This is a genomic window from Reyranella sp. GW821-FHT14A01 (assembly GCF_058803965.1).
This window is the reverse complement of record NZ_JBXAPM010000003.1, coordinates 165,278-189,165: the sequence shown is the minus strand read 5'-3', so window position 1 is coordinate 189,165 and position 23,888 is coordinate 165,278. Positions and strand designations below refer to the sequence as shown.

The following is a 23,888-nucleotide window of genomic DNA, read 5'->3' as shown; positions in this document are numbered from 1 at the left end:
ACGCATGAATTCAGCGCAGCAAAAGCCTGATGTCATTGAATGTTGCGATCAGCGCCATGCCGATCACGAGCGCGAATCCGAGCTTCAGTCCCACCTCCTGGGCCCGAAGGCTGAGCGGCTTACCGCGCACAGCCTCATAGGCGTACATCGCCAGATGGCCGCCGTCGAGCATCGGCACGGGAAGGAGGTTGAAAACTCCCAGCACCACCGAAAGCGCGATGACGAGATTGAGGATTCCGGCCCAGCCCGCATACGAAGCCTCGCCCGCCGCCTTGGCGATGCGGATCGGCCCGCCCAATTCATCCACAGGCCGCGTCGCGGTCAGGATCTGCCCCATCGACGTATAGAACATCGAGGTCATCCCCCATACCGCCCGGACGCCCGCGCCCATCGCACCGATGACGCCGTGATCGCGCAGTTCCGTCACGGCCGCCGGACGGACACGCAGACGCCCGACGATCTGTTCCTTGCCCGCGCAATCAGTCGTCTTGTCGACGATCGGCACGACGGTCGTATCCTCGAAGCGGCCGTCGCGCTCGTATTTCACGGTAAGAGGTTGACCGCCACGGGCGCCGATCAGCTCCGGGATCCGCGAGAAATAATCGACAGGCTTGCCGTCGATCGCCACCAAAAGGTCACCGACCTTGAGGCCCGCGGCCTCGGCCGGACTGTTTGCCGTGAAGCCGCCGACGACAGGGCGAATGAACTGATCGATGCCGAGGTCGCCGTAGCGCAGCGTGTTGTTGTAGCGATCGGTCCGCTCGCAATACTGGGGCTGGATCTCGCCGCGCAGGAGCTGGTTGCCGCGACGATACTCGACCGACATCGGCTTGGCCCAATAGAGGAACTGCGCCTCCTGGATATCCTCGTAGCGGTCGATGCGCTTGTCCGCGAGGCGAACGATCTCGTCGCCGGTGCGCAGGCCCGCCTTGGCGGCCGGTCCGTCCATCTGCACGGCCACCGTGCTCGGCGTATAGGGCTCGCCGGCGAAGAAGAAGACGCCGGTCAGCAGCAGGAAGGCGAAGATGAGATTGGCAGCCGGCCCGCCCAGGACCACGGCGGCGCGGGCGTAGAGCGGCTGGCTGAAGAAGGCGCGCTTGCGGTCGCTGGCCGACAGGGGCTCATCGGTCGGCGTGGCGCTGGTCGCATCGCTGTCGCCCAGGAACTTCACATAGCCCCCGAGCGGGATCATCGAGACTTTCCAGCGCGTGCCGTTGCGGTCGGTCCAGCCGAAGATTTCCGGCCCGAAACCGATCGAGAAGACCTCGGCATGGATGCCGAAGCGCCGCCCGACCCAGTAATGGCCGAACTCGTGAACGAACACGAGAAGCGTGAGGACCAGAACAAAGTACGGCAGATAAGTCGTAAACAGGCTGACGATGCTTTGCATGCCCTACTCGACCATGGATCTTGTTCTACTTCAAACGCTTAGGACTCGGGCCTGACAGATATCCTCAGCCAGCCTGCGCGCCTCCAGATCGGCCGCTTCGACCTGCTGCAGGGCGTCCACCGCATCCGAGAGGCCGTTCCAGCCGGACATCACATCCTCGACGATACGGGCGATGTCGAGGAAGCGGATCCGGCGCGCCAGGAAAGCCGCCACGGCCGCCTCGTTCGCCGCATTCAGCACGATGGGAGCGTAGCCGCCCGTCACCAGAGCCTCTCGGGCCAAACGTAGAGCGGGAAAACGGCCGGAATCGGGCCGCTCGAACGTCAAAGCCGGAATACCCATGAAATCGAGCTTGGCCGCCGGCCCGTTGATCCGGGCCGGCCAGCCGAGCGCGTGGCTGATCGGGATCCGCATGTCCGCCGTACCGAGCTGGGCCAGCACGGACCCATCGCAATAGGCGACCATCGAGTGGATGACCGACTGCGGATGCACGACGATGTCGACCTGCGCCTCCGGCAACCCGAACAGGAGCTGGGCCTCGATCAGCTCGAGGCCCTTGTTCATCATCGTTGCCGAATCGATGGAGATCTTGTCGCCCATGTCCCAGTTGGGATGGGCCAGGGCTTGCTCCGGCGTCACGTCGGCCATGTCGGCGAGCGACCAGTTGCGGAACGGCCCGCCCGACGCCGTCAGGATGAGGCGGTCGACCGCCCGATGCTGGTCGGGCTCGAAGACCTGGAAGATGGCGTTGTGCTCGGAATCCACCGGCAGGAGGACGCCGCCCGACTGCTCGACGGCGTCCATCAGCAGACGCCCGGCGCAGACCAGGGCTTCCTTGTTGGCGAGCGCCACCATCGCTCCCCGCCGCGCCGCCGCGATCGTCGGCGCGAGGCCCGCGAACCCGACGACGGCCGCCATCACCCACTCGGCGGGCCGCTCCGCCGCTTCGATGACCGCCTCAGGGCCGGCCGCCACTTCGGTCGACGTGCCGGCCAATGCCGCCTTGAGGGCGCGAAATTGGCCGGGATCGGCAACGACGGCCAGCCTTGCATTTAGGCGTCTCGCCTGGTCCGCCAGCAATTCCACCGAACTGCGGGCCACCAGGGCTTCGACGCGATAGCGCGCCGGGTCGCGCGCAATGAGATCGACCGTGCTCTGGCCGACGGAGCCGGTCGAGCCCAGGATGGTGATGCCGCGCGGACTATCCGCCGACGGGGCGATCCACTTCGTCATGTCCAGGGCCACGAATTGCCTGCAACCAGGCGGGCGATGCCCACGGCGACCAGCACGGCCATCAAGCCGTCGATCCGGTCCAGCAAGCCGCCATGACCCGGAATGAGACGCCCGCTGTCCTTCACGCCGGCCCGCCGCTTGGCCGCCGATTCCAGCAGGTCGCCCGCCTGCCCGACCACGGCAAGGACGGCACCGGCGACCGCAAGATGCACGGTCTCGCCCAGGCCGAAGGCATAGCCGATCGCGGCGCTCGCGACGGCGGCCCATGCCATGCCGCCGACCAGTCCCGACCAGGTCTTGCCGGGGCTGATGCGCGGCGCAAGCTTGGCTCCGCCGGCGGTACGTCCCACGAAATAGGCCCCGATATCGGTGGCGAAGATGCAGACCAGCACCCAGAGGATCGTCTCGCGGCCGAAGGCCGGCTGATGGCGCAGCCACAGCAGCGCCACGAGAGCCGCAAGGCCGTACACCCAGGCAAGAACGCGCAACACGGGGGCACCGCGCGTGAGGCGCGACCATTCGAAGATCATGATCGGCGCAGCCACCGCCGCAACCAGGTCGATCCAGGGGAAGCCGTACCAGACGGCCGCGAGCAGCAGCGGCGCCAACACGACAGCCGACAGCACCCGCACCAACAGCCCGGCGAATCGCCCGCCACGCGCCACCGGGGCGCTGTTAGCTTCCGACGCCGCCATAACGCCGCTCACGCTTGCGGAACTCCATGATGGCCTGTTCCAGGTGTTCCTTGCCGAAGTCCGGCCACAGCGTGTCGACGAAAACCAGCTCCGAGTAGGCACACTGCCAGAGCAGGAAATTGCTGATCCTCTGCTCGCCGCTGGTCCGGATCAGGAGGTCGGGATCCGGCAGGCCTGCCGTCAGGAGTTCACGCTCGAAGCTCTTCTGATCGATGCCGCTGGCGGTGATCTCTCCCGTCGCGACCCGCTGCGCCAGGCTGCGTGTCGCCCGCAGGATCTCGTCGCGCGAGCCGTAGTTGATGCAGATATTGACGTCGATGCGGGTGTTGCCGACCGTCATGGTCTCGGCATCGGCGATGTCGCGCACGATGTCGGCCGCTAGCCCGTCGCGATTGCCGATGACCCGAAGCCGCGCGCCGTTCTTGCGCAGCTCGTCGAGTTCGCTGCGCAGATAGTGCCGCAGCAAACCCATCAGGTCGGCCACCTCGTCCGCCGGCCGCGTCCAGTTCTCGGTCGAGAAGGCGAACAGCGTCAGGACGGGAATGCCCAGCTCACCGGCGCCGCGCACGACCTTCCGCACCGCGTCGGCGCCGCGGCGATGCCCCGCAACGCGCGGCAGACCACGCGCCTTCGCCCACCGGCCGTTGCCATCCATGATGATGGCGACATGCTGAGGTCCCGACCCCGTGTCGGGATTGGCGGGCAGCGGCGCGGTGGACATCAGACCGTCTTGATCTCTTTTTCCTTGGTGGCCAGCACGTCGTCGACCTGCTTCACATAGCGGTCGGTAAGCTTCTGCACCTCGTCGGACTTCTGGCGATGCTCGTCTTCCGAGATCTTGTGATCCTTCTCGGCCTTCTTGAGCGATTCCATGCCGTCGCGGCGCACGTTGCGGACCGCCACCTTGCCCTGCTCGGCATACTTGTGCGCCAGCTTGGCAAGCTCGTTGCGGCGCTCGGTCGTGAGTTCGGGAATCGGGATGCGGATGATCTGGCCGTCCGGCGACGGGTTGAGGCCGAGGCCGGCCTCGCGGATCGCCTTGGCGGTCGGCGTCACGAGACCCTTGTCCCAGACGTTGACAGTGAGCAGACGCGGCTCCGGCGCGCTCACCGTGCCGACCTGGTTCAGCGGCATGCGCTGGCCGTAGGCCTCGACCATCACCGGATCGAGCAGGTTGACGGAGGCGCGGCCAGTGCGCAGACCGGCGAATTCCTTCTTGAGGGCATCCATCGCGCCGTGCATGCGCTTCTCGAGCTCGTTGAGATCGGCAGACATGTTCAGGCCTCGTCCTTGATGATCGTGAAAGTCCCCTCGCCGCGCATCGTTTCCGCGAAGGCGCCGGGCTTGTGGATGTCGAAGACAATGATGGGGATGCGGTTCTCGCGCGCAAGCGAGATCGCCGACGCGTCCATGACCTGCAGGTCGCGGGACAGCACTTCCATGTAGTTGAGCGTGTCGTAGCGCTCGGCGGTCTTGTCCTTGAGAGGATCGGCGGAATAGACGCCGTCGACCTGCGTGCCCTTGAGCATCGCATTGACGCCCATCTCGGCGGCGCGAAGCGCTGCCGCGGTGTCGGTCGTGAAGAACGGGTTGCCGGTGCCGGCGGCGAAGATGACGACCCTGCCCTTCTCCATGTGGCGGACGGCGCGGCGGCGGATGTAGGGCTCGCACACCGTGGTCATCGGGATCGCCGACTGGACGCGGGTCTGCAGCCCCTGCCGCTCGAGCGCGCTCTGCATCGCCAGTGAATTGATGACGGTTGCCAGCATGCCCATGTAGTCGCCGCTGGCGCGGTCCATGCCCGACGCTGCCGCCGACACGCCGCGGAAGATGTTGCCGCCGCCGATCACCAGGCAGACCTGCACGCCCATGTCGACCACGGTCTTCACTTCCTGTGCGACCATGGCGACCATGGCAGGATCGAGACCGTATTCCCGATTGCCCATGAGCCCCTCGCCAGAGAGCTTGAGAAGGACGCGGCGATATTGGGGACCGGACGGCATCAGATGCCTCTGATTACGTTTGTCTTGGGCGCGCAGACCACATGTCCGCGCGCCGGTGGAATGTAATACTACTTCTTGAGCTGGGCAGCCACCTCGGCTGCAAAATCCTCGGACTTCTTCTCGATGCCCTCGCCCAGCGCGAAGCGCAGGAAGCCCACCAGCCGGACCGGGCCGCCGACCTGCTTGGCCGCGTCCTCGACGACCTTCGAGACCTTGGTCTTGCCGTCCATCACGAAGGCCTGCTCGAGCAGCACGACTTCCTGGTGGAACTTGCGCAGGCCGCCTTCGACCATCTTGGCGACGATCTCCGCGGTCTTGCCCTGCTGGCCGGCCTTCTCGGCCAGAACCGCGCGCTCGCGCTCGATCGCCGCCTGGTCGAGGTCGGCAACCGTCAGCGACTGCGGATTGGTCGCGGCCACGTGCATGGCCAGCTGCTTGGCGAGAGCGCCCAGCTTGGCCTTGTCGCCGTTCGACTCAAGGGCCACCAGCACGCCGATCTTGCCGAGGTCCGGTGCGACGGCATTGTGGGTGTAGGCCACGACCACGCCGTCCGACACGGACAGCGAGGCGGCGCGGCGCAGGCTCATATTCTCGCCGATCGTGGCGATCAGGTTGGTGAGTTCGCCCTGGACGTCACGGCCGGTGCCGGGGAACGGCGCCGCCGCCACCTTGGCGAGGTCGCCAGCATTCTCGAGTGCGAGCTTGGTCGCTTCGCTAACGAACTTCTGGAACTGGTCGTTACGGCCGACGAAGTCGGTCTCGGCATTGACCTCGAGGACGGCGCCGCGCGTGCCGTTCGCAGCCACGCCGACGAGGCCTTCCGCGGCGACGCGGCCGGCCTTCTTCGAGGCCGCCGACAGGCCCTTGGTACGCAGCCAGTCGACCGCCTTTTCGACGTCGCCGGCAACTTCACCCAGCGCCTTCTTGCAATCCATCATGCCCGCGCCAGTCTTCTCGCGCAGTTCCTTGACGAGCGATGCAGTGATCTCAGCCATTTCTTGCTCCGTTTAGTGCAACAAGGGCCGGTCTTCCGACCGGCCCCGTCTGTTACTCTTCCATGAAGGGGCCGGGCTTACTCGGCCGCCGTTGCCTCTGCAGACTGTTCCTCGGCCGCCGGGATTTCCTCGTCCGGCTGTTCACTCAGCTCGCCGACGTCACCGCCGGCGGCGGAGATTTCGGCGCGGATGCCGTCGAGCACCGAGCCCGCCAGCAGGTCGCAGTAGAGCGACACGGCGCGGATCGCGTCGTCGTTGCCCGGGATCGGGAAGTCGATGCCGTCGGGATCGGAGTTGCTGTCGACGACCGCAACGATCGGAATGCCACGCTTGCGGGCTTCCAGGACCGCGATCGACTCCTTGTTGGTGTCGATGATGAACAGCATGTCGGGCGTGCCGCCCATTTCCTTGATGCCGCCCAGCGACCGCTCGAGCTTGTCGCGCTCGCGCGTCAGGTCGAGCTGTTCCTTCTTGGTGAGGCCGACGACATCGCCCTTCAGGCGCTCGTCGAGCTCGCGCAAACGCTTGATGGAGGCCGAGATCGTGTTCCAGTTCGTGATCATGCCGCCCAGCCAGCGGTGGTTCACGTAATACTGGCCGCAGCGCTTGGCCGCGTCGGCGACGCGCTCGGCGGCCGCCGGCTTGGTGCCGACGAACAGGACACGGCCACCGGCGGCAACGACGTCGCGCACCTGGCGCAGCGCCTGCTCGAGCAGCGGCACGGTCTTGGTGAGATCGATGATATGGACCCCATTGCGCACCCCGAACAGGTACGGCTTCATCTTGGGGTTCCAGCGGCGCGTGTGATGGCCGAAGTGGACGCCGGCTTCCAGCAGCTGGCGCATCGTGAATGTCGGCATGGTCATGCCGTTCTCCTTTTCCGGTTGAACCTCCGCGGGCGTCGTCCCCACAATGGGAACACCGGAGCGAGCGGCGGGATGTCTCCCCGTCGACCGCAAACCCGCGTGCGAAGTGGCGCGTTTCTAGTGGTTTGGGCTCTAAATTGCAAGCGCCCATGAAATCAATGCCTTAAGCGAGCAGTTTGGCGATTTCCCGCGCCAGTTCGAGGAGCGAAAGGGGCGCGCTGCCCTCGGCCTTGTTGTTGGCCGTGATCCAGACCTTGCGGCCGGCCTTGAAGGCCGTCGCCGCCATCCGGGCCAGGATGCGGCGGGTCTCGCTGTCTTCGTCCACGATCCTGTCGAACGGCTCGTAGCGCTGCTTGGCCGCCTGGTAGAGGAAGCCGCGGTGCAGATTCCAGCGGACCACCAGCGGCCCCAGCGCCTCGCCGTCCAGGGCCTTCAGCGCGGTTTCCTGCCGCTCGACCTCGGGCATCCGGCCATGCAGGCCGACGCAGTAGCGAACGCCAGCCCGTCCCAGCATGCGCATCAGGCGTGGCGTCAGCAGCTCGGGATTGCGCAGCTCCAGCGCATAAAGCGGCTCCCGTCCGCCCAACTCCGACGGCAGAGCCGCGAAGAACGCCTCCAGCCGCTCGATGAGCAGCGACGAATCCTCGACGAGGCTACGCGGCAGCGGCGACACTTGGAAGACCAGCGGCCCTGCCTTTGCCTTGAGTCCTTCCAGACAGGGCAGGACAAACTCACGGGTGGCCACCGCGGCGTCGAGGAAGTGCGGGTTGGGCACCTTGCCCCTGCCCTCCTCGTCACGCATCACCGCATCACAGACGATCGCCGGCGCCTTCACGACGAAGCTGAAATGCTCCGGCACCTGGCTGGCGTAGCGTGCGTAATCCACAACCGAGATCGGCGCATAGAAGGTGCGGTCGAGGCTGACCGTCCGCAGCAGCGGGATCTGGCCATAGGCTTCGAGTCCCTTGCGGCTGAGCGTTACCTGCGGATGGACGCCGTCGTAGACGAGGCCGCGCCAGCCCGGGAAAAACCACGACGAAGTGCCGAGCCGGATATCGATCGGGAGCACCGGCGCCTCGAGCAGCGGCGAATCCCGCGCCGGCCTGACATCGCCCGCCCCTGAAGCCCGCCGCCTGGACGGCACGGGCGTTTCGGTTTCGAAGAGCCCCGGCTGGCGGCTCAAATTTCCTCGACCTGTTCGACGCCCTGCAGCATGCCGATCGTGTCGCGCAGGCCGCCGGCGATCGAATAGGTGCCGGGCAAGGTGATCTCGGCCTCGGCCTCTTCCGGCATCGGCACGATGATCGTGACCTTGCCGCGCCCGCGCTTGCCTTCCAGCGCCTTGCGCAGGGCCTCGAGCGCCATGGGATCGGTGATGACGATGCGCAGCCCCGCCGCCGAGTTCGCGACCGCATCTTCTATCTTTTCGACGGATTGGGCCGTGAGCTTCACCTGCTCGCCGTCCAGGCGGCCGTCGACTGAGATCAGGATCGCCTGCCCCACTTCAAGAAGGTTGCGCTTGGAGCTCAGCAGCTCGCTGAACATGACGCATTCGAAGGCACCGGACTGATCCGAGCATTGCAGGAAGGCGAAGCGATTGCCCTTCGCCGAGGTGCGCTCCATCCGGTCGATGACCGTGCCGGCGAGCTTGATCCGGCCGGGCGTGCCGCGCGCCAGCAGGGCCGGCAGGTCGGCCGCGCGGCTGACGCCCAATCGCTGCAGGCTCTTCTCGTAGGAAGCCAGCGGATGCGACGAGAGATAGAAGCCGATGGCGGCGAACTCGTTCTGCAGCCGCTCCATCGGCGCCCAGTCCGGCACCTTGGGCAGTTGCGGGCGGCGCTGGGCGGTGTCGTCGCCGAACAGGTTGTTCTGGTTGCTGCCGCGCGATTCGTGCGTCGCCTGCGAATGGCGGGTCAGCGCCTCGACGGCGGCGAAGGTCTGGGCGCGGTTCTTGTTCAGCGTATCGAAGGCGCCCGCTTTCACCAGGCTTTCAAGCAGGCGCTTGTTGAGCACGCGCTGGTCGAGGCGCTCGGCGAAGTCGAACAGATCCTTGAAGGGCCCCTTCTCCGCGCGCTCCTCGACGAGCCGGTTCATCGCGTCCTTGCCGACGCCCTTGATGGCGGCCAGCGCGTAGCGGATCGCCTTCTTGCCGTCCTCGGTCTTCTCGACGGTGAACTCGGCCGTCGACCTATTCACGTCCGGCGGCAGCAGCTCGACGCCGATCTTGTCGAGGTCGCGGCGATAGCCGTTGAGCTTTTCCACGTTGCCCATGTCGAGGGTCATCGTGGCAGCGAAGAACTCGACCGGGTGGTTGGCCTTGAGATAGGCCGTCTGGTAGCAGACCAGCGCATAGGCTGCGGCGTGAGACTTGTTGAAGCCGTAGCCCGCGAACTTGTTGACCTGGTCGAAGATCGACGAGGCCTTGTCCGGCTTCACATTGTTCTTCTCGGCGCCCTCGACGAAGCTCACCCGCTGGGCATCCATCTCCGCCTGGATCTTCTTGCCCATGGCACGACGCAGAAGGTCTGCGCCACCCAGCGAATAGCCGCTGAGCACCTGGGCGATCTGCATGACCTGCTCCTGGTAGATCATGATGCCGTAGGTCTCCTTAAGGATCCCTTCCAGCAGCGGATGCAGGTAGTCCGGCTCCTCCTCGCCATGCTTGCGCTTGATGTAGCTCGGGATGTTCTCCATCGGGCCCGGCCGGTAGAGCGCCACCACGGCGATGATGTCCTCGAAGCGGTCCGGCTTCATCTTGCGCAGCACGTCACGCATGCCGTTGCCTTCGAGCTGAAACACTCCCGAACCGTCGCCGCGGGCGAGCAGCTCGAAGGTTTTCCTGTCGTCGAGCGGCAGCTTGGCGATATCGATCTTGTCGTGGCCGATCAGGTCGCGGGCCTTCTCGATCACCGTCAGGGTCTTGAGGCCGAGGAAGTCGAACTTCACCAGGCCCGCCGGCTCGACCCATTTCATGTTGAACTGCGTGGCCGGCAGGGTTTCCTTGTTGTCGGTATCGCGGAACAGCGGCACCAGCTGGTCGAGCGGGCGGTCGCCGATCACGACGCCGGCGGCGTGCGTCGAGGCGTTGCGGAACAGGCCCTCGAGCTGCAGCGCGAGGTCGATCAGGCGCTTGATCTCTTCGTCGGCGTTGTACTGCTCCTTCAGCAGATCCTCGGTCTCCAGCGCCTTGGCCAGGGTCACCGGATTGGCCGGATTGTTGGGCACCAGCTTGCAGATCCGGTCGACCTGTCCGTAGGGCATGCCCAAGACGCGCCCGACGTCGCGCAGCACGGCGCGGGCCTGCAGCTTGCCGAAGGTGATGATCGCGGCGACCCGGTCGTGGCCGTATTCGTCGCGCACGTAGCGGATCACGCGGTCGCGCTTGTCCTGGCAGAAGTCGATGTCGAAGTCGGGCATCGACACGCGCTCGGGATTGAGGAAGCGCTCGAACAGCAGCCCCCAGCGCAGCGGATCGAGATCAGTGATCTTGAGCGACCAGGCGACCAGCGAGCCGGCGCCGGAACCGCGGCCCGGACCGACCGGCACGTCATGGTCCTTCGCCCATTGGATGAAGTCCGCAACGATCAGGAAGTAGCCGGCAAAGCCCATCTTCTCGATCATGTTGAGTTCGTAGGCGAGGCGCTCCTCGTACTTCACGAACTCGATGTCGGCGGCCAAGCGGCCTAGTGTGCGCAGCTCCTCGAGGCCGCCGCGCGCCAGGTCGCGTAGCGCCTCGCCCTCCGAGCGGCCCTTGAGCTTGGTGTAGCTCGGCAGGATCGGCTTGCGCGGCTCGGGCATGTAGGCGCAGCGCTGCGCCACGACCAGGGTGTTATCGCAAGCCTCGGGCAGGTCGGCGAAGACCTCGCGCATCTGCTCTGCCGACTTGAAATAGTGCTCGCCGGTCAGGCGGCGGCGGTTGGGATCGTCGATATGCGCGCCCTGCTCGATGCAGAGCAGCACGTCGTGCGCCGCGTGCATCGCCGCCTTGGGATAATGCACGTCGTTGGTGCCGATCAGCGGCAGGCCCTTGGCGTAGGCCAGGTCGATCAACGGCTCTTCGATCCGGCGCTCATTGTCCTCGCCATGGCGCTGGATCTCGAGATAGAGCCGGCCGTCGAACAGCTTGGCGAGGCGCTCGAGCTGGTGCTCGGCTGCCGGGCCCTGGCCGGCGCCCAGCAGGCGGCCCAACGCACTGGCCGGGCTGCCGGTGAAGGCGAGCAGGCCTTCGGTCTGGCCGACCAGCTCGTCGAACGGCAGGGCCGCGGTCGAACCGACCTTGAAGTCGAGATGGGCGCGGCTCACCAGCCGCATCAGGTTCTTGTAGCCGTCCTCGTTCTGAGCAAGCAGGGTCAGCCAATCGACCGTCAGCAGCTTGCTGGCGGTGGCAACACCGCCCTCCTCCTCGCGCCGGATGGCGAGGTCGACGCCCACGATCGGCTGGATACCGGCCTTGGCCGCGTACTGCGAGAATTCGAGCGCGCCGAACAGGTTGTTGCGGTCGGTGACGGCGACCGCCGGCATCCTGGCGTCCTTCGCCAGCGCGACGATCTTGTCGACCTTGTTCGCGCCTTCGGTGAGCGAATAGGCGGAACGAACCTTGAGATGGATGAAATCAGCGAGGGGCACGCCCCACTATGGCTCCCATATCTTGTGGAAAACGAGGCGAGAATCAGGGGCAGACCACCGTCATCTTGAACGGGCCGGCGTTCGCCGCTGCGTGCGCCACTGCCTCGTTGATCCGATCGAGCGGGAATTCGGTCACCGCAAGGCCGTCTAGCCGGATCTGACCCGAGCGGACCATGCCGGCCAGACGACGGACCGCGTCGCGCGGGTACATCCATTGCCCGCGCACTTCGATACCATATCGCATCATCCACGCGTAAGGCAGCGCCACATCTTCGCGGAGGCCGCCCATCAGGACGACGCGCCCGTAGGGCCGGACGGCCAGGGCGGCCGCGCGGACCCAGCTCGGGCTCGCCTCCGGCGGCAACAGGTCCAGCACAACGTCGATCGGACCGCCTGCCGCCTGCTGCATCCGCCTGCGATCCTCCTCCTCGTCCCCGCGCATCTTCACGGTCCGGACTCGGTCGCCCAGGCGACGCTCGAGGTCGGCCAGCACCTCTTCGTTTCGGCCGGTGGCGACGATGCGTGCCGCGCCCATCGCGACACCCATCGCCACGCCTCCACTGCCGAAGGCGCCGGTCGCCCCGTTGACCAGCAAGGTCTCGCCCGGCAGCAGCCGCCCGGCCAGCAGCCCCCCATAAGGCACCAGCAGCCGGCCCAACCCGAGCCAGCGGCCAGCCTCGGCCGGCTCGATGGCGCCAATCGGCACGGCATTCTCGGTCGGCACGCGCACCTGCTCGGCGAAGGCGCCGTCATGGTAATAGCGCTGCAGGCGATACGCCGCTTCGCTGCCGGCCGTCAGTCCTTGGAGGATGATGTCGGGCGCCACGGCGTCGTCACGCCCTCGCACGGTCGGATCGACGAATACCCAGTCGCCAATGGCGAGCCGCGTCGCATCCGGTCCAATGGCCCGGACGCGCCCGATGCCGCCCGAACCCGGCACGATCGGAAGCTCCAACAGGTAGTTCCGCTTTCCGCTGAACACATCGCGCGCATAGGCGAGGACGCCGGCGGCAGCGACATCGACGATCACCTCGCCGGTGCCCAGCACGGGACCGGGCACGGCCTCGACACTGAGCGGCGTGCCGAGCGTCTTGAGGACGGCTGCTTTCATGGATCACCTCGTTCCTGGGATGGCAAACTGTGACGAGCTGGCTTACGGTCATTCAGACCTGGTATTATCCTGGGATTGGAGAAGCCCATGGATGGACGACGCAGCGAACTCGGCGATTTCCTTCGCTCGCGGCGGCAGCGGCTTCGACCCGAAACGGTCGGCCTGCCCACGACACGGCGGCGGCGCACGCCCGGCTTGCGACGCGAGGAAGTGGCGGAGCTCGCAGGGATCGGTGTCGACTGGTACATGCGGCTCGAACAAGGCCGCGACGTCAATCCGTCACTGATGACGATCGACGCCATTGCCCGCGCGCTGAAGCTCGGCGAGAGCGAGCACAATCACCTGCGCTCCCTCGCCCGCCACGGCGACCGCCGCGCCTTCGCCAAGGAAACGGTGCCGCAGGCCGTCCAGCGGGTGGTCGAGAGCCTGCCGCATCCGACCTATGTCATCGGCCGGCGCTGGGACGTCCTGGCCTGGAACGAGGCGGCTGAGCAGATCTTCGCCTGGGGACGCATTCCCGAGGGCAGCCGCAACACCCTGCTCTGTGTGCTGACCAACCCGGCCGTACGACGCCTGTTCGGCAGCGGCTGGGAGGACGAGGCACGGCGCATGGTGGCGCAGTTCCGCAAGACGCACGACCTGTGGGCCGGCGATCCCGCTTTCGTCGAGCTGCTCGACCGGCTTCACGAGGGTAGTGCCGAGTTCGCCGGCTGGTGGAAGGCGCACGACGTTCGCGACGGTACTGCCGGCATCAAGGAGTTCATGCATCCGAAGAAGGGCACGCTTCGCTTCCAGCATGCCTCGTTCCAGTGCAATGACGATCCAGCGTTGAAGCTGGTGATCTACACGCCGGCCTAGGAATGGATGACGCCGTCCCGCAGGCTGACCGTGCGGTCCATGCGGGCGGCGAGTTCGGGATTGTGCGTGGCGACCAGCGCGGCCATGCCGGTCTCACGGACCAGGGCCAGCAATTGCTGGAACACCGTCTCGGCGGTCGAGGAATCGAGGTTTCCGGTCGGCTCGTCGGCCAGCAGGACCCGGGGCGCGTTGGCGACGGCGCGGGCGATCGCGACCCTCTGCTGCTCGCCGCCCGACAGGCGCCCGGGCCGGTGATCCAGACGGTCGCCGAGCTTCACCATCCCGAGAAGCTCGACCGCCCGCTTGTGCGCAGCGGCACGCCCGACACCGTTCAGCATCTGCGGCAGCATCACGTTCTCGACGGCTGAGAATTCCGGCAGGAGGTGGTGGTACTGGTAGACGAAGCCCAGGAACTTGCGGCGAAGGCCCGTGCGCTCCCTGTCGGCCATGCGGACCGTCGGCTTGCCGTCGACGACCACCTCGCCCTCGTCCGGCCGTTCCAGCAGGCCCGCGATGTGCAGCAAGGTGGACTTGCCGCTGCCCGACTGGCCGACCATGGCCACGATCTCGCCGGGATGCAGGTCGACCGACACGCCGCGCAGCACGTCGAGGCGGCGGTCGCCCTGGACGAAGGTGCGGCGGATGTCCTGCAACGAGAGCGGCTTGGTCGTGTCACTCATGTCGCAATCCTTCGACCGGTTCGACCCGGGTGGCTCGCCATGCCGGATAAGCCGCCGCAACCAGCGAAAGCGCGATCGCGACGACGATGATGAACGCCACCTCGGTGGGATCCACCCGCACGGGCATGGAAGTAATGAAGTCGACCTCGGCGCCTGCCGTGCCGGCACCGCCGGTGACATTTGCCAGGGCGCGACCGATCGCGGGCATGTTGGCGCAGAGAAGCAGGCCCAGCGCGGTGCCGATCGCCGTGCCGACGACGCCGACCGCCGCGGCGGACATGAAGAAGGCACGGATGATCGTACCCGGTCCCGCGCCCATGGTCCGCAGGATGGCGATGCTGCCGCGCTTCACCCGCACCAGCATGGTGAAGCTCGCCACCACGTTCATGGCAGCCACCACGACGATCAGGGTCAGGATGATGAACATCATGACCCGCTCGACCTGCAGGGCACCGACGAAGCGGGCGTTGAGGCCCAGCCAGTGCGAGACACGGAGATCCTCGCGGCCGAGCGACTGACGCAGCTCCTGCGCCACGCGCGGCGCGGCCTGCGGATCCTTCAGGAACAGGTCGATCGAGCTCACGGTCTCCTTGCCGTACTCGAGGTTCTCCTGCAGCGCCTCCAGCGGGATGAACACCAGGCTGCTGTCGAATTCGTAACGTCGGGTCAGGAAGCTCGCCAGGATATCGTAGTCGGTGTAGCGCGGCGCGATCGTCCCGCCCTCGTTCAACTGGTGGGTCACCACCGTCAGCGGCTCGCCCACCCTCACCTGCATCTGCTGCCGCAGCCGTTCGCCGATCACCACGCCCGGCTTGGAACCGAATTCCTTGAGGTCGCCGAAGATGATGTTCCGCGCGACGATCTCTCGATCCAGCAGATCCTCGCGCCGCACGCCGCGAAGCTGGGCGCCGCGCGTCTGGCCGTGCCCCGTGACGAGGGCCTGCCGCTCCAGGGTGAGACGCACCGCCTCGACGCCGGGAACCTCCTTCAGCTTGGCGAGCAGGTCCGGCGTTGCCTGCAGGAGGCCGCCGCGGGCCGAGACGATGACATGGCCGTTCATGCCGATGATCCGGCCCAGGAGCTGCTCGCGGAAGCCACCCATGACCGACATCACGGCGATGAGGGTCCCTACACCCAGCGCCACGCCGATCAGCGAGAACATGGCGATGAACGACACGAAGCCTTCGCGCTGTCGCGTGGCGAGATAGCGCCAGGCCAGCCAGCGTTCGACGGCGGGCGCCCGCTCACTCACGGCGCAGGCCCTCCACCGGATCGAGGCGCGACGCGCGCACCGCAGGATAGAGCGAGGCCAGCAGCGCGAAGACAATCGCCATGACCGCGATGCCCGCGACCTCGCTCCATTCGATCCGCGACGGCATTTCCGCCAGCAGGTAGAGGGTCTGGTCGAACAGCACGATGTCGAAGGTACTCTGCAGCCACTGCCGGATCGCCTCGATGTTGCGGGCAAAGGCCAGGCCGAGCACGACGCCCAGGGCCGTGCCGGCCCCGCCGATCGCCAGCCCGTCCAGCAGGAAGATGCGCATGATGGCGGCCCGGCTGGCGCCCATCGTGCGCAGGATGGCGATGTCGGCGGTCTTGGTCCGCACGAGCATGACCAGGCTGGACACGATGTTGAAGGCCGCGACGATCACGATCATCGTCAGGACCAGGAAGATCATGTTGGTCTGGGCGAGGACGGCCGAGAAGAAGCCGGCATTGGCCTGGAACCAATCGAAGACCCAGCCTTCCGTGCCCACGGCCTGCATTAGCAGGTGGCGTGTCGCCGCGGTCGAGGCCTTGTTGGACACGAATACCTCGATGCCCGTGACATTGGGTCCGAGATTCAACATGTGCTGGGCGTCCTGCAGCGGCGCATAGACGAAATTCGAATCGTAATCGTACATGCCGGTGCAGAAGATCGCCGCGACCGTCACGGCGGCGGAGCGCGGCATCACGCCGAGCGGCGTCGCAACCGACACCGGCGATACGAGCTGGAGCTTGTCTCCGACCTTCAGGTTCATGAGATCGGCGAAGCGCCGGCCGACGATCACCGTGAAATCGTCGCCGAACCCCTTGAGGGTACCCCAGTCGATCGGCTTGTCGTCATCGGCCTTGCAGAGCGCGCGATAGCGCTCGCGGCTTTCCGGCGTTCCCTCGATCGCCGATGCCAGTGGCGCGCGGTTGAGGATGTCGTCCGGCCGCATGCCGCGCAGCACGACGCCGCGCACACGATCGTCGGCAACGGCCATGAGGTTGCCCTCGGCCGTCGGTGTTGCCGACTCGACGCCGGGTACGGCCGCCATGCGCCTCAGGAGATCTGGTGTCGGCTCGAGGCCGCCGCGGTTGGACTGGACGCCGAGCTGGCCGCTGATGCTCGACATCTGCGCGAGCATCTCGACGCGAAAGCCGTTCATCACGGACATGACGACGATCAACGTGCCCACGCCCAGGGTGATGCCGATCAGCGAGAAGCCGGCGATCACCGATATGAAGCCCTCGTCACGACGGGCCCGCAGGTAGCGGAAGGCGATCAGGCGCTCGACGGCGAAAGCCATGGAAGAGCCCTGCTCCCGTTCAGCCGAACCGCGCGAGAACCTGCTCGGGCGTCATTTCCTCGCGCGCGCCGGTCTTGCGGTTCTTGACCTCGACCTTGCCGGCCGCCAATCCCTTCGGACCGACGATGACCTGCCAGGGGATGCCGATCAGGTCCATGTCGGCGAACTTGCCGCCCGGCCGGATGTCGCGGTCGTCGTGCAGCACGGAAACACCCTTGGCGCCCAGTTCGTCGTAGAGCTTCTGGCAGGCGCCGCCGACTGCGCCGTCATCGGGCTTCAGGTTGACGATCGCCACCTTGAAGGGCGCGACCTCCTCCGGCCAGACGATGCCGGCATCGTCATGGCTCGCCTCGATGATGCCGCCGACCAGGCGCGAGACGCCGATCCCGTAGGACCCCATCTCGACCGTGATCTGCTCGCCGCCGGGACCGGCGACGACGGCGTTCATCGGCTTGGAATACTTGGTGCCGAAATAGAAGATGTGGCCGACCTCGATGCCGCGCGCGGCCAGCCGCTCGCCCTCGGGCAGCGCCTCGAAGGCCTTCGCGTCGTGCATCTCGTCGGTCGCCGCGTAGAGCGACGTCCATTCTTTCACGATGCCCTGCAGATCCGACGCGTAGTCGATCTTGCGGCTCAGGATGTCCTTGTCGACCAGGCCCTTGTGGCAGAACACGGCGCTCTCGCCGGTCTCGGCCAGGATGATGAATTCGTGGCTGAGGTCGCCGCCGATCGGGCCGGTGTCGGCACGCATCGGGATCGCCTTCAGGCCCATGCGGGCGAAGGTTCGCAGGTAGGCGACGAACATCCGGTTGTAGGAGTGGATGGCGCCGGCCTTGTCGATGTCGAACGAGTAGTTGTCTTTCATCAGGAACTCGCGGCCGCGCATCACGCCGAAGCGCGGGCGGACCTCGTCCCGGAATTTCCATTGGATGTGATAAAGGTTCTTCGGCAGGTCGCGATAGCTCTTCACGCCATCGCGGAACAGCACCGTGATCATCTCCTCGTTGGTCGGGCCGAAGAGCATCTCGCGGTCGTGCCGGTCCTTGATGCGCAGCATCTCGGGCCCGTAGGCATCGTAACGGCCGCTCTCGCGCCACAGGTCGGCCGACTGGATGGTCGGCATCAGCACTTCCTGGGCGCCCGCCGCATCCTGCTCCTCGCGGACGACGCGCTCGATGTTCCGCAGCACCTTCAGGCCGAGCGGCAGCCAGGCATAGATGCCGGCGCTGGTCTGACGGACGAGGCCGGCCCGCAGCATCAACCGATGCGAAACGATCTGCGCTTCCGACGGAGTCTCCTTCATCGTCGGCAGAAAGTACTGGCTCATGCGCATGCGGAATCGGTCCTCGGTCCGGGGTATCGGGGTGGCGGCGGACTGTAGGGAACGGGTCGGCCAAAGGCAAACCGCGCGGCTTCGACTGGCTTTTCACAGCACGATGCCCGCACAGTGGGCGCGACAACCGCGGGAGGACGGATGCTCGAGCGCATCTTCAAGCTGAGCGAGAATGGAACGAACGTCCGGACCGAACTCGTGGCAGGGCTCACGACCTTCCTGACGATGGCCTACATCATCTTCGTCAATCCCTCGATCCTGGCCGAAGCCAAGATGCCGTTCGGCGCGGTCTTCACTGCGACCTGCGTGGCGGCGGCGGTCGGCTGCTTCCTGATGGCCTTCCTCGCCAACTACCCGATCGCGCTGGCCCCCGGCATGGGCCTCAACGCCTACTTCGCCTTCGGGGTGGTCGGCGGCCTGGGATTCACCTGGCAGGTGGCGCTGGGCTGCGTCTTCATCTCGGGCATCATCTTCTTCGTGATCAGCGTGCTGCCGATCCGCGAATGGATCGTCAATGCGATCCCCAGGTCCCTCAAGATGGCGATCGCCGCCGGCATCGGCTTGTTCCTGGCGCTGATCGCCATGAAGAATGCCGGCATCGTCATCGGCAATCCCGCGACCCTCGTCGCCCATGGCGACATGACGAGCTGGCCGGTCATGATGGCGGTCCTGGGCTTCGCCATCATCATCGTGCTCGAATATCGCCGCATCATGGGCGGCGTGATCATCGGCATCCTCGTCGTGACCGCGATCTCGGTCCTGAGCGGACATCAGAAATTCACGCATATCTTCGACGTTCCGCCCTCGATCGCGCCTGTGTTCCTGCAGATGGATCTCTCGGGGGCCTTGCATGCAGGGCTTTTGACCGTCGTGTTCGCCTTCCTGTTCGTCGACCTGTTCGACAATACCGGCACGCTGATCGCGCTTGCCCATCGCGGCGGCTTCATGCGGCCGGACGGCACGGTGCCGCGCCTGCGCGGCGCGCTGATCTCCGACAGCGCCGCGGCCATGATCGGGGCCGCGGTCGGTACCTCGACGACGACCAGCTATATCGAGAGCGCGTCGGGCATCAATGCCGGTGGCCGCACGGGCCTCACGGCAGCGGCGGTCGGCATGCTGTTCCTGCTGGCGCTCTTCTTCTCGCCACTGGCCGCATCGATTCCCGCCTACGCGACGGCCCCGGCCCTGCTCTACGTCGCCTGTCTGATGGCGCGCAGCCTCAGCGAAATCGAATGGAACGACATCACCGAAGCGGCGCCCGCGGTGATCACTGCGATATCGATGCCCTTCACCTTCTCGATCGCCGACGGCATTGCATTTGGGTTCATCTCGTATGCCGGAATCAAGATTGCCGCAGGCCGGTATCGCGATGTACATCCGATGGTAGGAATTCTCGCTGTCCTGTTCGTGATCAAATATGTGATCATTCGATGAACAGCGAAATGGTGCGGACATTAGTTTGTCGCCGGACCGCCTTGCCCATAAAGATTCTTCTGCTGAAAACCCTCGGATCGAAAGAAAAGGTCTTGGCAACCGGCTGGCGGCACGCTAAACAGCCTGAGCCTTGGGCACAGCCCGAGTTTAGGGAGGAGAGCGGCGGAAGCCGCCTACGACGAGTTTCGGGGGTAGAGGACGGCGGATCATTGATCCGCCGTTTCCTTTTGGCGTCGGCGACCTGGAGACGCTCGGATCAGGAGCCTTCGAGACGCCTGAAGCTCAGTATGTCCGCCTGATAGAACCCGTAGAAAACGAGCCACAGCACCGCCGCGAGCACCGTCGTGATGATCGCCTTGCGAACGAGGTCCGGCCGCTCCGGCGCGCCTCGCTCCTCGCCCTTTCCGGGATTCTCGACCCGCCGGACACCCAGCGGCAGCACCATGAACAGCGCGATCCACCAGATCACGAGGTAGACCATGATGCCGGTGGCCCAGCCCATGGCGGCGCTCCTCAGACCTGTTCGAGTTCGATCAGCGTGCCGGTGAAGTCCTTGGGATGCAGGAACAGCACGGGCTTGTCGTGGGCGCCGATCTTGGGCTCACCGTCGCCCAGCACGCGCGCGCCCTGCGCCTTCAGCTGGTCGCGGGCGGCGTAGATATCCTCGACCTCGTAGCAGACGTGATGGATGCCGCCGTCGGCATTGCGGGCCAGGAAATTGGCGATCGGCGACTTCTCGCCGAGCGGATGCAGCAGCTCGATCTTGGTGTTGGGCAGTTCGACGAACACCACCGTCACGCCATGCGCGGGCTGCTCCTTGGGAGCGCTCACCTTGGCGCCCATCACGGTGCGGTAGAGTTCCGTTGCCTTGGCGAGGTCGGGAACGGCAATCGCGATGTGGTTGAGGCGTCCGATCATCGTCTTCTCCAGCGGCTGCGCGCCTTTTAGATGCGGACGATGTGCACGTCCGTCAACGGCTTCTTGCCGAGGTGCGCCCGCACGACGCGCCGCACGGCCTGGCGGGCCGCCTCCTCGATGCGCCGGTCGTCCGAGCGCTCGGCCGTGTTGAGGTCGGCCAGCATCTCGGACAGCGCGTCCACGATGGCCTCCTCCAGCTCGCCGTCCTCGTCATCGATGCCGCGCAGCGAGACCTTGGGAGGCGCCAGGGGCTTGCCGCGCCTGTCCACCACCAGCGTCGCCGCTGCGGCGCCGTTCCACAGGAGCTTGCGCCGTTCGCGCAGCGATGCGCCATCGAGCGGTATCAGCCCGTCGCCGTCGCGGGCCAGCCGGCCGGAAAACACATGGTCGATGATCTCGGCCGGGCCGGGCGCCAGCCGCACCAAGGTCCCGTTGGGCGCCACGATCGTCTCCGGCACCTGGCAGGTCCGCGCCAGCGCTGCATGCTCGATCATGTGGCGGACCTCGCCATGGACCGGTAGCGCGATCTTCGGCCTGACCCACTGGTAGACCCGCACCAGTTCGTCCCGCGCCGGATGGCCCGATACGTGGATGTCGGCTTCGCGGTCGGTGATGACCTTCACGCCACGCGACATGAGCGCGTTCTGCAGGCGGCCGACCGAGTGCTCGTTCCCCGGGATGACCCGCGACGAGAAGATCGCGGTATCGCCGCTCTCCAGGACCAGGTCGCGGTGCTCGCCGCCGGCCAGCTTGGACATGGCGGCCCGCGGCTCGCCCTGGCTGCCGGTGCAGATGAACAGCACCTTGTCTCGCGGCAGGTAGCCCGCCTGCTGCTCGGGCACGCATTCGGGGAAATCAAGGAGGTAGCCGCACTCCTGTGCCGATTCGAGCATGCGCTGCAGGGCGCGCCCCGACAGGACGGGATGACGGCCGGCCGCGACCGCCGCCAGCGCCACGCTCTCGACCCGGGCGAGGTTGGAAGCGAAGCAGGTCACGGCCACCCTGCCCTTGTGTCCCCGCACGAGCTTTTCGAGGTTTTTCCGGACCTTCGATTCCGATCCTGCCTCGCCCTCGACGAAGACGTTGGTGCTGTCGCAGACCATGGCGAGCGCGCCCTCGTCGCCGATGCGCTTCAGGATGGCCTCGTCGGTCAGGTCGCCCAGCAGCGGCTCGGGATCGATCTTCCAGTCGCCGGTATGGAACACCGTGCCGAACTTCGTGCGGATCGCCATCGCGTTCGGCTCGAGGATCGAATGCGTCATGGTGATCATCTCGAGCTCGAACGGCTTGAGACTGAACTTGCCGCCGAGCGGGATCTCGGTGACCGGCACCACGTCGCGCAGGCCCGCGTCGATGAGCTTGCGCTTCAGGACCGAGGCGGCGAACGGCGTGGCATAGACGGGCGCCTTCAGCCGCGGCCACAGGTCGGCGACGGCGCCGAGATGATCCTCATGGGCGTGGGTCAGCACGATGCCGACAAGGTCCTCGCGGCGCTCCACGATGAACTCGGGATCCGGCATCACCACTTCGACGCCGGCCATCGAACTGTCGGCGAAGCCGATGCCGAGATCGACCATCAACCATTTGCCGGCGGTGCCGTAGAGGTTGAGGTTCATGCCGATCTCGCCGGCCCCTCCGAGGGCCAGGAACAGCAGCTCGTCGTTCGACGGAACCGTCATCCGCGGTTACGCCGCCAGATCTCCAGCAGGCCGAGCGACATCAGGTCGGGTTCAATGAAGTCGAACAAACCGATCTCGTCCTTGAAGACATTGGCCAGGCCGCCGGTCGCGATCACCTTCATGGGCTCGCCGTATTCCTCGCGGATGCGCTTGATCAGGCTCTCGATCAGCCCGACATAGCCCCAGAAGATGCCGGACTGCATGTTGGCCACGGTGTTCTTGCCGATCACCTTGGCCGGCTTCTCGACCCGGATGCGCGGCAGGCGCGCGGTCATCAGGTAGAAGGCCTCGATCGTCAGCTCGACGCCCGGCGCGAAGACGCCGCCGATGAAGTTGCCGTCCTTGTCCGCAAGGTCGAAGGTCGTGGCGCTGCCGAAGTCGATCGTGATCAGCGGCCCGCCATACTTCTTGTGGCCGGCGATCACGCCGACCAGGCGGTCGGCGCCCGCCTCGGCCGGCCGGTCGATCAGCACCTTGATGCCGAGATCGCAGTCGGGTTCGCCGACGATCAGCAGCTTGCTGTGGAAGTAGGTCTCGCAGAGGCGCCGCAGGTGCGTGTTCACCGCCGGCACGACGCTGGCCAGGATGGCGCCCTTGATCGACTTCGGGTCGAAGCCCTGCAGGTGCATGAGCTGCGTCACCCAGGCGGCGTATTCGTCGGCCGTGCGCTTGGCCTCGGTACGCAGGCGCCAGGCCGCCACGATCCTGTCCTTGTCGAAGACGACGAACTTCGAGTTGGTGTTGCCGACATCGATGGCAAGCAGCATCCCGCCTTCTCCTCAGGCCGCCCGGCCCAGCAATTCACCCGACACGATCTTGCGCCGGCCGGCATCCGTATCCAGCAGCAACGCGCCCTCGTGGTCCAGCCCGGCGAAGCGGCCGCGCACCAACCCCTCGCCCAGCCGGACGTCGACCTCGGCGCCGAGAGGCCCTGCGTTCGCCAGCCATTCAGCGCGCACGACATCGAAGCCGTCGCGGCGCCATTGCGCCAGCCGCGCCGCCAGCGCCCGCGTGAGCCCTTCCAGGGCCGCCTCGACGGTGGTGCCGCCCAGCGCAGCCCCCGGATAGCGCATCTCGGGAAGCTGAGGCGCGAAGCTCACGTTCACGCCGATGCCGGCCACGACATGCTCGACCAGACCGTCCTGGCCGATGGCGCTTTCCAGCAGGATGCCGGCGATCTTGCCGCCGTCGACCAGCACGTCGTTGGGCCATTTCAGGCGCACGGCACGGTCCGGCGGGATGAGATCACCCACGGCAAGAGCGGCGACAAAGCCCAGCTCGGCCGCCCGCTGCGCGGCGCAAGCCGGCCGCAGGATCGTGGTGCTGTAGAGATTGCCGACGGGCGAAGCCCAGTTGCGGCCCCGTCGGCCGCGGCCGCCCGACTGCTCGCGGGCCCAGACGACGGTGCCTTCGGGGGCGCCGCCGTCGGCCAGGCGGATCGCCTCGTCGTTGGTGCTGCCGACGCTGTCGAGCGCGACCAGCGTCCACCCGTCCGGGAGGACGGGCATCGAG

The 23,888-nt window shown here is 66.4% G+C and carries 22 protein-coding genes; 2 read left to right on the top strand and 20 right to left on the bottom strand.

Translation table 11 applies throughout. The features are described from left to right. Nucleotides 1-10: 10 nt before the first annotated feature. The 11 genes from rseP to AC1ROX_RS07555 form a co-directional block, all read right to left on the bottom strand. The gene (gene rseP, locus AC1ROX_RS07605) at nt 11-1,390 is read right to left on the bottom strand and encodes an RIP metalloprotease RseP (RefSeq protein ID WP_493124024.1); all 1,380 of its coding nucleotides are present in this window, start codon (nt 1,388-1,390) and stop codon (nt 11-13) included. A gap of 30 nt (nt 1,391-1,420) precedes the next feature. Beyond that, the gene (locus AC1ROX_RS07600) at nt 1,421-2,623 is read right to left on the bottom strand and encodes a 1-deoxy-D-xylulose-5-phosphate reductoisomerase (protein ID WP_493124509.1); all 1,203 of its coding nucleotides are present in this window, start codon (nt 2,621-2,623) and stop codon (nt 1,421-1,423) included. After that, a complete protein-coding gene (locus AC1ROX_RS07595) occupies nt 2,620-3,330 on the bottom strand; it encodes a phosphatidate cytidylyltransferase (RefSeq protein ID WP_493124022.1) in 711 nt (236 codons plus the stop codon). Before AC1ROX_RS07595 ends, AC1ROX_RS07600 begins: the two co-directional genes overlap by 4 nt. Continuing rightward, complete coding sequence (locus AC1ROX_RS07590) at nt 3,299-4,039, bottom strand: isoprenyl transferase (protein ID WP_493124020.1); 741 nt, start codon at nt 4,037-4,039, stop codon at nt 3,299-3,301. Before AC1ROX_RS07590 ends, AC1ROX_RS07595 begins: the two co-directional genes overlap by 32 nt. Further along, a complete protein-coding gene (frr, locus tag AC1ROX_RS07585; RefSeq protein ID WP_493124018.1) occupies nt 4,039-4,593 on the bottom strand; it encodes a ribosome recycling factor in 555 nt (184 codons plus the stop codon). Before frr ends, AC1ROX_RS07590 begins: the two co-directional genes overlap by 1 nt. A 2-nt stretch (nt 4,594-4,595) precedes the next feature. After that, nucleotides 4,596-5,324 carry a UMP kinase gene (pyrH, locus tag AC1ROX_RS07580; protein WP_493124507.1) on the bottom strand — a complete coding sequence of 243 codons (729 nt, stop codon included), beginning with the start codon at nt 5,322-5,324 and terminating at the stop codon, nt 4,596-4,598. A 65-nt stretch (nt 5,325-5,389) separates the two neighbouring features. Continuing rightward, nucleotides 5,390-6,316, bottom strand: a complete 927-nt coding sequence (gene tsf, locus AC1ROX_RS07575) for a translation elongation factor Ts (RefSeq protein ID WP_493124016.1) — start codon at nt 6,314-6,316, stop codon at nt 5,390-5,392. A 77-nt stretch (nt 6,317-6,393) separates the two neighbouring features. Then, nucleotides 6,394-7,182, bottom strand: a complete 789-nt coding sequence (rpsB, locus tag AC1ROX_RS07570) for a 30S ribosomal protein S2 (protein ID WP_493124014.1) — start codon at nt 7,180-7,182, stop codon at nt 6,394-6,396. Nucleotides 7,183-7,345: 163 nt separating this feature from the next. Beyond that, nucleotides 7,346-8,251, bottom strand: a complete 906-nt coding sequence (locus AC1ROX_RS07565) for a DUF72 domain-containing protein (RefSeq protein WP_493124012.1) — start codon at nt 8,249-8,251, stop codon at nt 7,346-7,348. 110 nt (nt 8,252-8,361) lie between these two features. Next, nucleotides 8,362-11,808 (bottom strand): DNA polymerase III subunit alpha, encoded by a 3,447-nt coding sequence (gene dnaE, locus AC1ROX_RS07560; protein WP_493124010.1) that lies wholly within the window; start codon nt 11,806-11,808, stop codon nt 8,362-8,364. Nucleotides 11,809-11,851: 43 nt separating this feature from the next. Further along, nucleotides 11,852-12,919: an alcohol dehydrogenase catalytic domain-containing protein gene (locus AC1ROX_RS07555; RefSeq protein ID WP_493124008.1), complete on the bottom strand. Its 1,068-nt coding sequence runs from the start codon at nt 12,917-12,919 to the stop codon at nt 11,852-11,854. A gap of 87 nt (nt 12,920-13,006) precedes the next feature. Between AC1ROX_RS07555 and AC1ROX_RS07550 the strand changes: the two genes are divergently transcribed. Further along, nucleotides 13,007-13,777, top strand: coding sequence for a helix-turn-helix transcriptional regulator (locus AC1ROX_RS07550; protein WP_493124006.1), 771 nt, complete (start codon nt 13,007-13,009; stop codon nt 13,775-13,777). Here AC1ROX_RS07550 and AC1ROX_RS07545 read toward each other — a convergent pair. From AC1ROX_RS07545 to proS, 4 genes are read right to left on the bottom strand one after another with little or no spacing between them, the layout of a single operon-like run. Continuing rightward, entirely contained in the window at nt 13,774-14,457 is a 684-nt protein-coding gene (locus tag AC1ROX_RS07545; RefSeq protein ID WP_493124004.1) for an ABC transporter ATP-binding protein, read from the bottom strand. The genes AC1ROX_RS07550 and AC1ROX_RS07545 overlap by 4 nt on opposite strands. Next, nucleotides 14,450-15,709 (bottom strand): lipoprotein-releasing ABC transporter permease subunit, encoded by a 1,260-nt coding sequence (locus AC1ROX_RS07540; protein ID WP_493124003.1) that lies wholly within the window; start codon nt 15,707-15,709, stop codon nt 14,450-14,452. Before AC1ROX_RS07540 ends, AC1ROX_RS07545 begins: the two co-directional genes overlap by 8 nt. Further along, complete coding sequence (locus tag AC1ROX_RS07535) at nt 15,702-17,012, bottom strand: FtsX-like permease family protein (protein ID WP_493124001.1); 1,311 nt, start codon at nt 17,010-17,012, stop codon at nt 15,702-15,704. The genes AC1ROX_RS07540 and AC1ROX_RS07535 overlap by 8 nt, the downstream gene beginning before the upstream one ends. 19 nt (nt 17,013-17,031) lie before the next feature. After that, nucleotides 17,032-18,345 carry a proline--tRNA ligase gene (proS, locus tag AC1ROX_RS07530; RefSeq protein WP_493123999.1) on the bottom strand — a complete coding sequence of 438 codons (1,314 nt, stop codon included), beginning with the start codon at nt 18,343-18,345 and terminating at the stop codon, nt 17,032-17,034. Between the two features lie 141 nt (nt 18,346-18,486). Between proS and AC1ROX_RS07525 the strand changes: the two genes are divergently transcribed. Further along, complete coding sequence (locus AC1ROX_RS07525; protein WP_493123997.1) at nt 18,487-19,779, top strand: NCS2 family permease; 1,293 nt, start codon at nt 18,487-18,489, stop codon at nt 19,777-19,779. Nucleotides 19,780-20,035: 256 nt separating this feature from the next. On the opposite strand, the gene AC1ROX_RS07520 is transcribed toward AC1ROX_RS07525, so the two are convergent. Genes AC1ROX_RS07520 through AC1ROX_RS07500 form a run of 5 tightly spaced genes read right to left on the bottom strand, consistent with a single transcriptional unit; the run spans nt 20,036 to nt 23,884 of the window. Next, nucleotides 20,036-20,281, bottom strand: a complete 246-nt coding sequence (locus tag AC1ROX_RS07520; protein WP_493123995.1) for a DUF1467 family protein — start codon at nt 20,279-20,281, stop codon at nt 20,036-20,038. Nucleotides 20,282-20,292: 11 nt separating this feature from the next. Continuing rightward, entirely contained in the window at nt 20,293-20,697 is a 405-nt protein-coding gene (mce, locus tag AC1ROX_RS07515) for a methylmalonyl-CoA epimerase (RefSeq protein ID WP_493123993.1), read from the bottom strand. Nucleotides 20,698-20,723: 26 nt separating this feature from the next. Then, nucleotides 20,724-22,376 carry a ribonuclease J gene (locus AC1ROX_RS07510; RefSeq protein ID WP_493123991.1) on the bottom strand — a complete coding sequence of 551 codons (1,653 nt, stop codon included), beginning with the start codon at nt 22,374-22,376 and terminating at the stop codon, nt 20,724-20,726. Next, nucleotides 22,373-23,143: a type III pantothenate kinase gene (locus tag AC1ROX_RS07505; RefSeq protein ID WP_493123989.1), complete on the bottom strand. Its 771-nt coding sequence runs from the start codon at nt 23,141-23,143 to the stop codon at nt 22,373-22,375. The genes AC1ROX_RS07510 and AC1ROX_RS07505 overlap by 4 nt, the downstream gene beginning before the upstream one ends. 12 nt (nt 23,144-23,155) lie before the next feature. Continuing rightward, the gene (locus tag AC1ROX_RS07500) at nt 23,156-23,884 is read right to left on the bottom strand and encodes a biotin--[acetyl-CoA-carboxylase] ligase (RefSeq protein ID WP_493123987.1); all 729 of its coding nucleotides are present in this window, start codon (nt 23,882-23,884) and stop codon (nt 23,156-23,158) included. Nucleotides 23,885-23,888 lie beyond the last annotated feature (4 nt).